The sequence below is a fragment of the Pseudomonas sp. NFACC37-1 genome (assembly GCF_900101575.1).
Lineage (GTDB): Bacteria > Pseudomonadota > Gammaproteobacteria > Pseudomonadales > Pseudomonadaceae > Aquipseudomonas > Aquipseudomonas fluorescens_AA.
In genome coordinates this window covers 1-10,629 of sequence record NZ_FMUZ01000063.1, presented here as the reverse complement: position 1 = coordinate 10,629, position 10,629 = coordinate 1, and the positions used below count along the sequence as shown (strand labels likewise).

The following is a 10,629-nucleotide window of genomic DNA, read 5'->3' as shown; positions in this document are numbered from 1 at the left end:
TGGTGCGTTTCTTCATGTACTACAACCGCACCAGGCTCCACAGCTACAACAACTACCTGTCGCCAATAGCCATGGAGCAAAAAGCGGCATAAACACCGTAATCGGTGTCCGGGATTACTTGACCAGTTCAGTCCGCTTCCACAGAGGATTGGCGGTTCGATCGTTCCCACGCTCCTGCGTGGGAATGCCGCCAGGGACGCTCCGCGTTCCGCTTCTGGAAGGTGACGCAGAGCGTCACGGGATGCATCCCCACGCAGAGCGTGGGGACGATCAGTTCACCGGCAACTGACCCGCCGCCTTCGCGAGCAAGCCCGCTCCCACAAGGGACGGGTGCTTATTTGAACATCTCCTGCACATTCCCCATCGCCTCATCGGCGAAGCCCTGGAGGAAATCCCTGAAGCCCGACGGGGTGTGGGCGTCGGTGTGGTCGGCGATGATGGTCCAGGTGGCACGGCAGCGGTTGTCTGCCAGGGGTTCGACGCGCATGGCCGCCCACAGGTTGTCGATGCCCAGGGTGTTGTAGATCAGCGTCCAGGTCATGTGCATGGCCTGGTCGTCACGGCTGTTGAGCTGTTCCACCACCAGGTTCTGCCCATCGCGGAAGAATTTCTTGCGCAGGGACCTCACGCCCTCGCCGGTCATTTCGATGTGCTCCAGGGCCGGGATGAAGCGGTTGAATCCGCCAAAATCACCCACCACGTCCCAGACGCGCGCCGCGTCGGCCGTGACCTCCACCGAGGTTTCGACCTGGCAGGCGTGGGGGTTTTTGATCAGGGTGTCGGGTTGCAATGCACTCATGGTCTTGCTCCTTGCTTTGGGTTGAGGGTGTTTCAAATGAAGTCGATGGCCTTGAGGTAGTCGGCGCCGCGACGTAGCAGGGCCGGGGACTTTTCCGGATAGCTGGCGCCCATCTGCCGCACGCCGGCACGGGCGTTGTCGTGGCTGATCAGCGAGATATCGCCGATGTCCTCCTCGAAGCCGTTGAGGTAGAAACCCAGCACGCCAAACAACGCATTGTCGGCATCGACCCGCGCCAGTTGCCGTTGCCACTCGGCGACGCTCACCAGCGAAAATTCCCGGCCGCTATCGCGAAATGACGCGACGTAAGCGTCCCAGCTCAAAGGCTGCGGGTTGTGCAGGTTGAACACCGCTTGGGTGGGCTGGTAGCGGCTGGCGTGGAAGGCGATGAAGCGGGCCAGGAAATCCACCGGCATCAGGTCGAAATTGAGTGACAGGTCTGGCACCTGGCCGAGTTGGATCGAGCCCTTGAGCATCAGCATCAAGCGATTCTTGTGGGGCTGGCAGACCCCGGTCAGGCTGTTGAAGCTGATGTTGCCGGGGCGGAACAGGTTGACCCAGACCCCGCGATCGCGGGCCCGTTGCAGGATCCGTTCGCCGACCCATTTGGACAGGTTGTAGCCGTTCTTGATGTAGATCGGCGGCGTCTCGGCGGCCGGCTGTTCCAGCACCTGGCCGTCGGCATCCAGGGCACTGGAGGCGGACAGCGTGGAGACGAAATTGAAGATTTTCTTGCTGCGCCCTTCACACAGGCGCAAGCACTCGAAAATCGGCTCGACGTTGTCCCGCGCCAACGACCCGTAGTCGAGTACATGGTTGACGTGGGCGGCGTTGTGCACCAGCGCTCCGAAAGTGCTATCGATGCGGGCGTAGACGTCGTCCGGCAAACCCAATTGCGGTTGGGTGATGTCGGCGGCGTACACGCTGACACGGTCCAGGTCCAGGTGGGTCAGGTGATTGTCCCGCAGGGCCTGGGAGAAACGTTCAGCCGCGCTGTGTTCGGCGCTCGCGCGTACCAGGCACGCGACTTCCGTGGCGCCCCAGGCCAGCAGCGCTTCGACGATGTGCACGCCGAGAAAGCTGTTGGCGCCGGTCACCACCACCTTGTGCACATCGCCGCATTGGCTGATGGGCAGCGGATCAAGGTTGAGCTCGGCCTCGGCATCGATGAAGGCCTGGGGGCTGAGGACCGATGCGTTGCTGTGTTCCGGGTCGTCCAGCAGCTTCGCCAAGGTCATCAGCGTCGGTGCCTCGATGAAGCGGTTGATCGACAGGCTGCGGCCGAACACCTGGCGGATGCCCAGCAGCAGTCGCGACAGCAGGATCGAGTGCCCGCCAAGGTTGAAGAAGCTCTCGTCGGTGGCGATGTCGTCGACCGGCAATTCAAGCAGCTCGGCCCACAGTTGCTGCAGTTGTGTTTCCAGGGCGTTCTGCGGTTGGCGCCGTTGGCCGTCGACGTGCACTTGCACCGCCATGGCGAGCAATGCCCGGCGATCGACCTTGCCGTTGCTGGTGTAGGGCAGGCTGGGCAATTCGACGTAGGCCGCCGGGTGCATGTAGCTGGGCAAGCTGTTCTGCACATGCTCGCGCAGCGCCTGGAGGGCCGCGCCGGGGTGCGCCTGTTCGGGGTGAACCAGGAACGCCAGGATCCGCCGCTTTTCATCGACCCCCACCGCCACCTGGCGAAACAGCTGGCTGTCGCGCAGGCAGTGTTCGATTTCCTCGGGCTCGACCCGAAAACCGCGGATCTTCACCTGGTTATCGCGGCGGCCGCACAGTTCGATGCCGTTGTCGGTCCACTGGCCGATATCGCCGGTGCGATAGACCCGCAGCGCTTGCCCGGTGGGCAGCGTCAGGTCGTGGTAACGCGTCGCGGTCAGCGCCGGATCGTTCAGATAGCCGAGGCCGACGCCCGGGCCGGCGATGTACAACTCGCCGGCGACACCCTGGGGAACCGGTTGCAACTGTTCGTCCAGGATCAGGACCCGGCCATTGGCGATGGGCACGCCGAGGTTGCGGTTGTTGTCGCCGACACCGAACTGGCGTGTGGACGCCAGCACCGTGGTTTCGGTCGGGCCGTAGATGTTGTGGAACTGGCATTGTGGCGCGAGTTGCTCGATCACGAACGGCTCGCAGACATCGCCCCCGGTGATCAGGTGTGTCAGGCCCAGCGGCGTATCCAGGGGCATGACGCTCAGCAGCGCAGGCGGCAGAAAGGCGTGGCTGATGTGCTGCTGGTGAATCAACGCGACCAATTGCTGCGGGTCGCGGCGCTGGTCTTCGCTGGGCACCACCAGCAGGGCGCCGTGGATGAAGGTCGGCAGGATATCCAACAGCGACGCGTCAAAGTTGATGGTGGAAAACTGCAACGCCCGGCTGTCGCGCTGCAACCCGACGTAGTCGCCGTACCAGGCACAGAAATGGCTGAGGTTGCGGTGGCTGAGCAACACGCCTTTGGGTTGGCCGGTGGTGCCGGAGGTGTAGATCGCCACGGCCGGTTCGTCGATGTTCACCGTGCGGCGGATCAGCGAAGCCGGGATGCCGGGCTTGGGCGCTGGCAGTTGATGGACATTCAGCGTTGGCACCGAGAGGTCGCCGAGGTCGCTGTTGCCGTCGTGCAGCAGCAGGTCCGCCTGGGCATTTTCCAGGATGAAGCGCCGACGTTGCGCCGGATGCTGCGGGTCCAGCGGCAGGTACACCGCCCCACAGCCCAGCACCGCCAGGATCGCCGCATACAGGTGCGCGGACTTGGGCAGGCAGACACCGATCACCAAGGGGCGCTTGGCCGCGCCGCTTAACCTCTGCAACATCGGCTGTTGCAACCCCAGCGCCAGGCGGCGCAAGGATTTGTAGTCGATGAATTGCCCATCGACCCACAGGGCTGGTTGCGTCGCGTCATCGAGCAGGCGTTGTTCAATGCTGTGCATCACTGGCACGTCGGCGGCGGCCAGTAGCCAGGGCACCGCCGGCCGATTGAGGCCGTGCTCGAAGGCCAGCGGCTCCAACGCATCGAGCCCGAGCAGGGGCTGGTCGACAGCGTCAGCGTCTACCGTTGGCCAGTGATCGAAACAGGTTTCGTCCCGGGATAACTGGCTGACCAGCCGTGCGCCGGTCTCGACCAGCGTCGCCAGCGTACGCAGGCGCAAGGACTGGCCATTGCCATCGCGTTGCGGCGCGATCACTTCCTGGCACAACAGCCGCTGCCCACCGTCGCGAAAAACCAGTACCGGTTGCGGCAATGCTTCAGCGGGCAGCGTGCACAGCGCCACGCGGATCTGGAGGCGCGAGCGGGCTTCAATGGCTTGTGGTGTCGTCCCGTCGTCGATCAACAGGTCGACCGCATCGTGGCCGGCCGGCGAGTGCCGAACCACTGCGTGGCCGTGCAGCTCCAGTTCGTGGGCCAGTTCGGTCATGGCCTGGCTGGTGCCAGGCACTGCAATGTCGAGGCGTCTCATCGGAAGGTCCTCATGGAGTCAGGTAATCAGCAAGGGCGTCGCGTACGCAGGGCGACGCGAGCATCGAGCTGCCGCGGAAAAAGCGCGTGATGTTGCCCACCAACGGGTGAAAACGATTGATGGGGTACGCCAGCGCACTGGCGTCTTCACGCAACGACTGGCGTACCGATTCGTCGACGGGCAGGTGCGCGATCAGCTCGAAGTCGAACGCTTGTTGCAGGTCGCTCGCCAGGTACTGGGCGATGAAACCGGGCATCAAGCGCGCGATCGCTGCGCGATCCTCTTCGGGGGCGGTGCGCCAGTACATCTGCACCAGTCGCGTCCAGAAACCGGAGTGCCGGCCTTCGTCGAGCAAGTGATCGGCCATCAACCCCTTGATCGAAGCCTTGACCGAATCGTCCCGGGCGAAGGCGGCCACTTCGTTGGTCACGGTGTTCTCGGCGATGGCGATGCAGATCAGCTCCACGGCGCTGAGCAAATGCTCCGGCGCTCGGGCCAGGGTCGCCGGTATGGCGCGGCTGAGTTCGATCTGCCCAGGCAGCGGGATGGGATCGATGCCGGTCATGTCGATGGTCTGCTGCATGAAGTCCATCGCCACCAGCGCGTGGTAATCCTCGTCCACCACCACGGTCATCGCGTCGTAGCGGCAGGCGAACGGGAATTCGATGCCGAAGCGGTTCTTGGCGATGCGCCGGGCGGTGTGGTCCACCAGTTCGGTCTCGAAAATCACCACGTCGTTGATGAACTTGTAGAGGCTCTGCACCAGCACAAAGTCGCGCAGTTGCGCACAGTGGCTGAGGAACGTCTGGCTGTGCACCAGCGGTTGGCGGCTCATGGGGAAAATCAGCTTGTCGTCGTCTTCGACCCGCCGCCGTGGCCGAGTACGGATCGTGGCGCGGCTCTCCCAGGCGTCGGCGAAGGATTGGTAGGGGATGGCGTTCATGGCGTCACCTGCGCAACCGGTTGGGTCATGCTCTGGCGCAGGCCGTCCCACAAGGCCGCGCGGCTGTGGACGGCGGCGAGGGCGGCGGCCAGGACTTCGGTTTCGCGCTGCGGGTCGCCATCGATCAGCCGTGCCAACAGTTTTTCTGCCGCCGGCCCGTGGTCTTCGGAATCGACTTCGATGTGCCGTTGCAGGTAATAACGAAAGGTCGGTGCCTGATCCAGGCCAATGCCCCAGGCGTCCAACATGCGCTGGAACATCTGCGGGATGACACTCTCGCGACCATGCACGAAGGCGGCGGCCACGCTGTGGGCCGGGGCATGCAGGGCGGTGTGCAAGGTCTGGCGGACGAACCGCGCCGCCGCCGGTTCGACCTCGACACTGTCCAGCGCGGTCTCGGGGCTGACGCCTTCCTGCTGCAGGGTGATGAACTGCTCGATGGCGCGGGTATCGGCGCCGATTTCCCGCATGGCATCCAGGTACAGTTCGAAATGGCTGCAATAGCCGGCGCCAGGGCGGTCATCCGACTCTTCCCCCAGCACGATTTCATTGATCAAGCGGGCCGCGTGGGGGTCGGCCGGCGGCAGCCAGGGCAGGTGGACACAGGTGAGCTCACGTTGCAGTCGCTTGGTCAGCGACATGAAGTCCCAGACGGCAAAGACATGGCTTTCCATAAAGCGGCGTAACAGATCGATTGATGTAATCTCGGAAAAAACCGGGTGTTGGCCAAGTTCGTGTTTTTTGAGAGATAGTTGTTCTTTGGATGGCTGCATTGGAACGTCCTCATCAATGATGTTTTGTCCGGAAGGCGGCTCGTTAGTTAGTGAGGGCGAGCGGGTGCCTGAACCGAAATCCATGAATTGCCAAAGTGGCTTAAGTATTCTCTTTAAATCGTGCTTTCGGCTTGCGATGCCCATGTTTGATTGGGTTGTCGCATGTCGGAAGGGCCGCAAGTAACGCGGCGAATAAAAAACTAATACACGGAGCAAGTAAGCGGCAAGTACTTTTTTAATTATTTAAAGTGGGCATTTTATTGGGCGCGAAGAGGGCTTTTAAAACTTTTAATATAAGTTTTATTGAGGCGAAGAAGCTCCTTCCGATTTAGGAGTATCAGAATCGAATAGTTCGAGTGAATGCCTCACTCGGAGCACTTCAGGGATCGGGGAGTAAGGAAGTTTTATGTTATGGGCAGGACGTCGGTCGGACATCCGATCATCCCGCCGGTTGGACGACGCTCCTTGCGTATTGGCTTCGATTCGCCTGGCCTCAGCCAGGCGTTGACTTCTTCAGGTCTGTTTTGAATCGACAAGCGCAAGAGTGAGCCCAAATCGATGGCAGTGCCATTGAACTGATGGGGCGACGAGCCGCAGCCACGGCGAGGCCGTGCCGCGCTGGCGACAAGTGAGTCGGAAGGATATGTAAGAAATTTTTACGCCGGACGGAGCGCCGACATGGGATCACAGCTTCGACGGCTGTTCCAAGTACCGGCGCATGGTGACAGAGGCTTTTTCCAGGTGCAGTTCCAGCAATACGATTGCTTTATCGATGTCTTTGGCTCGCGCGGCCTCGAGCAGCGCGCGATGATCGTCCTGGCTCAACTTGCCCAGGCCCATGGACGACAGATGAAAGCGCAGGAAGCGCTCTTCTTCATTGAGCTCGCGCTCGATCAGGTCCAGCAGCTTGCTGTTGGGGGCCTTGTGATAAAGCGACATGTGGAACAGCCGGTTGAGCTTGCCGATCTCGGCGTGTTCGGTTTCCATTTCCAGCTGTTCGATGTACTGGGCGGCCATTGCCAGGTCGCTGTCATCGAGCAAGGGGATGGACAGGCGCAAGGCGAACGATTCCAGGACCGAACGCAGGGCATAGGTTTCTACCGCATTGTTGGTGATCAACGGTGCCACGACGGCGCCCTTATGCTGAACCACATTGAGCAGTGACTGCGCTTCGAGCTGGCGCAACGCCTCGCGCACCGGCATGCGGCTCACGCCGAACAGGTCGGCCAGTTCCTGCTGGCGCAGGGCGGTACCGCAAGGCAAGCGCCCATCGAGGATGGCCTCGCGCAGAGACTCTTCGATGATCGAGCGTGCCTGGTCAGCGGGAATGGGGCCGTTGATCTGGATAGTGCTGAGCGGTTTGGGCTTCTGTGTCACGACAACGCACCCTGATTGGTAGTAAAAATTGGATCCAGGCTCACGTTAGTTACAGGTTGGTGAGCCGTCAAAGTCTCTCGACCGGAGGTTCCTGAACTAAAGTTTAGTCTGCCTGCGGTGATCGCACCTTGCCATTGTCTTTTAGTGGGCCAGGCGTCACCATCCAACGAATTTCCAACGACCCTTTTCGGACGTATTTCCCTTGGCTGCACCGTTCCCTGTCCTCAGGTCCTTGCGCTGGCTGTGTTCGGCATTGTTACTGGCCGGCCTGATGCTGGGTGGCCTGCAGGCCGACTGGGACTTTGCGCAGATCAGCCGGCGGGCGCAAGCGTTATATGGTCCCTTGGGCGAAGGTCAGCAACGGATCGACGCATGGCAGCAACTGTTGGCGACCCAGAAACAGATTCCGGAACTCGAACAGCTCAAGGTGGTGAACCTGTTTTTCAACAAACAGGTGCGCTACGTGGAAGACATCGACCTGTGGCGCGAGGTCGACTACTGGGAAACCCCGATCCAGGCCTTGTGGAAGGGCGCTGGCGATTGCGAAGACTACGCCATCGCCAAGTACTTCAGCCTGCGTCATCTCGGGGTGTCCAGTGACAAGCTGCGCATCACCTACGTCAAGGCCTTGCGGCAGAACCGTGCGCACATGGTGCTCACCTACTACGCCACGCCCGAGGCGATGCCGCTGGTACTCGACAGCCTGATCGACGGCATCCTGCCGGCCGGCCAGCGAACCGACTTGCTCCCGGTCTACTCTTTCAATGCCGAAGGGCTGTGGCTGCCGGGCGCCAAGGGCAACAAGAAAGTGGGTGACACCAAGCGCCTGTCCCGGTGGCAGGATGTGTTGAAAAAAATGCAGGCCGAAGGTTTTCCGGTCGAGACGACTAACTAGGAGCGCGCGCTCAGATGTCCTTGTTCAAACAGCTGTTGATCGCTATCTGTCTGTTCCTGGTGGTTGCCTTCAGCGGCAGCTTCATGGTCAGCCTGGAGAGCTCGCGGGCCCAGTACGTCAACCAGTTGCGCTCCCACGCCCAGGACGCGGCCACGGCGCTGGCCCTGTCGCTGACGCCGAACATCGACGACCCGGCGATGGTGGAGCTGATGGTCAGCTCGATCTTTGACAGCGGCTACTACGCCAGCATTCGCGTGGTAGACGTGGCCACCGACAGGACTCTGGTCGAGCGCACCGGCACACCGGACGCCGGCAGCGTGCCGCAGTGGTTCATCAAGCTCATCGGCCTGGAGCCGGCTGGCGGCGATGCCATCGTCAGCCGCGGCTGGGAACAGGCCGCGCGGGTCGAAGTGGTCAGCCACCCGATGTTCGCCCTCGCCAAGCTCTGGCAGAGCGCCCTGGGCAGCCTGGGCTGGCTGCTGCTGTGCGGCGCCGTGAGCGCGGTGCTGGGGGCCTTGCTGCTGCGGCGCCAACTCAAGCCGCTGGATTACATGGTGCATCAATCCCATGCCATCGCCCGACGTGAGTTCCTGAGCCTGCCGGAGTTGCCCCGTACGCCTGAGTTGCGGCGTGTGGTGCAGGCGATGAACCAGATGGTCGAGAAGCTCAAGGCGCTGTTCCAGGAGCAGGCCGAGCGCAGCGAGAAACTGCGGGTCGAGTCCTACCAGGACACCCTCACGGGCCTGGCCAACCGACGCTATTTCGAAATGCAGCTCAATGCCCGGGTGAGTAATCCGGAGCAGGCCAGTTCCGGTTATCTGCTGTTGCTGCGGGTCAAGGACCTGGCCGGTTTGAACCAGCGATTGGGCGGGCAGCGCACCGACCAGTTGCTCCAGGCCGTGGGCGAGCAATTGCAGCGTGAGTGCGCCCGCTATCCGGAAACCCTCAACCTGGTCACGCGTATTCGCGGCGGCGAGTTCGCGGTGCTGGCCCCCGGGCTGGTGCGCGAGGAAGCCCTGCAACTGGCGCAGAACCTCGAAGCCGCGTTGGCGAGCCTGCACGCCACTGGCGCGACTGACGTGGCGTCGGTGGCCTCCATCGGGCTGGCGCCGTTTGTCCACGGCGACTCGCCGCAAGCGGTGCTCCAGCTTGCCGACCAGGCCCTGGCCCAGGCCGAAAGCCAGGGCGAACCCGGCTGGGCCTGCCTGGACCACAGCCTGGCGGCCAGTGTCGGCGACGATCACCATGCCTGGCACACCTTGCTCGACCAGGCTTTGAGTCATCAGCGCTTCGAGCTGTACTTCCAGCCGGTGGTGGCCGCCCAGGACACCCAGGTGGTGCTGCATTACAAAGTGTTGTCGCGGCTGTTGGACGAGCAGGGCCAGACCATCCCCGCCGGGCGTTTCCTGCCTTGGTTGGAGCGCTTCGGCTGGACCGCGCGCCTGGACCGTTTGATGCTCGAGCAAGTGCTCAGGCAAATGGCCGGGCATGAACAGTCCCTGGCGTTGAACCTGTCTTCGGCGACCTTGGCCGATCCTCAGGCGCTGAACAAGATCTTTGAGATCCTGCGGGCCCATTCCAACCTTGGGCCGCGCTTGACCCTGGAAATTGGCGAAGAGCAATTGCCGGAGCAAGCGGTGCTGGAGCAGTTGACCCGGCGTTTGCGCGAACTTGGTTTCTCCTTGAGCCTGCAGCGTTTTGGTGGGCGGTTCAGCATGATCGGCAACCTGTCGCGGCTGGGGCTGGCTTACTTGAAAATCGATGGCAGTTATATCCGCGCCATTGATCAGGAAAGTGATAAGCGTTTGTTCATTGAGGCTATTCAGCGCGCGGCCCACAGTATCGATTTGCCGTTGATTGCCGAGCGGGTTGAGACGGAGGGGGAGTTGGCGGTGATTCGGGAGATGGGGTTGTTTGGGGTGCAGGGGCAGTTGGTTGGGGAGCCTCGGCGTTGGGGGTGAGGCTTGTTGACGAGGCGGCCTGGTAGCCGGCCTGGATGTTGTTGACCGAGTACATATCCGTTCTTTTCGTAACGGCGACTTATGGTTCCGCCCTTACGGCGGCTCACTTTTGAGAAGCGCAAAAGTAAGCAAAACGCTTTATGCCCCACCACTCGGCACCTCGCCTAGGCTCGGTGTGCCCTCACTCCGGCATTGCTCCGTGGGCCCGCCGCGAAGGGCCATCCATGGCCCAGCGCGGCTATCCCGGCATCCATGCCGGGATGCCCACTCCACAATACCTGCGTTCGGCCAGCGTGGTTAACGGGGCCCCCAGATCAAAAGCCAGGACGAGGCGGCCTTATAGCCGACCTGGTTCTTGATGGGGACCGCGTTTCCCCTGTGGGAGCGGGCTTGCTCGCGAAGGCGGCACATTCAGCATTGATGCAA

At 62.1% G+C, this 10,629-nt stretch carries 7 protein-coding genes; 2 read left to right on the top strand and 5 right to left on the bottom strand.

The window, feature by feature from the left end:
* Positions 1 to 334: 334 nt before the first annotated feature.
* The 5 genes from BLP82_RS29365 to BLP82_RS29345 all read right to left on the bottom strand — a co-directional run bounded on the left by BLP82_RS29365 (position 335) and on the right by BLP82_RS29345 (position 7,347).
* On the bottom strand, positions 335 to 799 hold the full coding sequence (locus BLP82_RS29365; RefSeq protein ID WP_092176922.1) for an SRPBCC family protein: 465 nt from the start codon (positions 797 to 799) through the stop codon (positions 335 to 337).
* 32 nt (positions 800 to 831) lie between these two features.
* Positions 832 to 4,254 (bottom strand): non-ribosomal peptide synthetase, encoded by a 3,423-nt coding sequence (locus BLP82_RS29360; RefSeq protein ID WP_092176919.1) that lies wholly within the window; start codon positions 4,252 to 4,254, stop codon positions 832 to 834.
* Positions 4,255 to 4,264: 10 nt separating this feature from the next.
* Positions 4,265 to 5,197, bottom strand: a complete 933-nt coding sequence (locus BLP82_RS29355; protein ID WP_092176916.1) for a diiron oxygenase — start codon at positions 5,195 to 5,197, stop codon at positions 4,265 to 4,267.
* Positions 5,194 to 5,970: a DUF3050 domain-containing protein gene (locus tag BLP82_RS29350; protein ID WP_092176914.1), complete on the bottom strand. Its 777-nt coding sequence runs from the start codon at positions 5,968 to 5,970 to the stop codon at positions 5,194 to 5,196. The genes BLP82_RS29355 and BLP82_RS29350 overlap by 4 nt, the downstream gene beginning before the upstream one ends.
* A gap of 684 nt (positions 5,971 to 6,654) precedes the next feature.
* Complete coding sequence (locus tag BLP82_RS29345) at positions 6,655 to 7,347, bottom strand: GntR family transcriptional regulator (RefSeq protein WP_092176911.1); 693 nt, start codon at positions 7,345 to 7,347, stop codon at positions 6,655 to 6,657.
* Positions 7,348 to 7,618: 271 nt separating this feature from the next.
* Here BLP82_RS29345 and lapG point away from each other — a divergent pair, with 271 nt between their 5' ends.
* Both lapG and lapD read left to right on the top strand, forming a co-directional pair.
* A complete protein-coding gene (lapG, locus tag BLP82_RS29340; protein ID WP_371914157.1) occupies positions 7,619 to 8,242 on the top strand; it encodes a cysteine protease LapG in 624 nt (207 codons plus the stop codon).
* Between the two features lie 14 nt (positions 8,243 to 8,256).
* Positions 8,257 to 10,203 (top strand): cyclic di-GMP receptor LapD, encoded by a 1,947-nt coding sequence (lapD, locus tag BLP82_RS29335; protein ID WP_092176904.1) that lies wholly within the window; start codon positions 8,257 to 8,259, stop codon positions 10,201 to 10,203.
* The last annotated feature ends 426 nt before the right edge of the window (positions 10,204 to 10,629 follow it).

What these genes read in the sequence shown, in the direction of transcription:
- BLP82_RS29365 (WP_092176922.1), bottom strand. Translation starts at nt 799, where the DNA reads ATGAGTGCATTGCAACCCGACACCCTGATCAAAAACCCCCACGCCTGC.
- BLP82_RS29360 (WP_092176919.1), bottom strand. Translation starts at nt 4,254, where the DNA reads ATGAGACGCCTCGACATTGCAGTGCCTGGCACCAGCCAGGCCATGACC.
- BLP82_RS29355 (WP_092176916.1), bottom strand. Translation starts at nt 5,197, where the DNA reads ATGAACGCCATCCCCTACCAATCCTTCGCCGACGCCTGGGAGAGCCGC.
- BLP82_RS29350 (WP_092176914.1), bottom strand. Translation starts at nt 5,970, where the DNA reads ATGCAGCCATCCAAAGAACAACTATCTCTCAAAAAACACGAACTTGGC.
- lapG (WP_371914157.1), top strand. Translation starts at nt 7,619, where the DNA reads ATGCTGGGTGGCCTGCAGGCCGACTGGGACTTTGCGCAGATCAGCCGG.
- lapD (WP_092176904.1), top strand. Translation starts at nt 8,257, where the DNA reads ATGTCCTTGTTCAAACAGCTGTTGATCGCTATCTGTCTGTTCCTGGTG.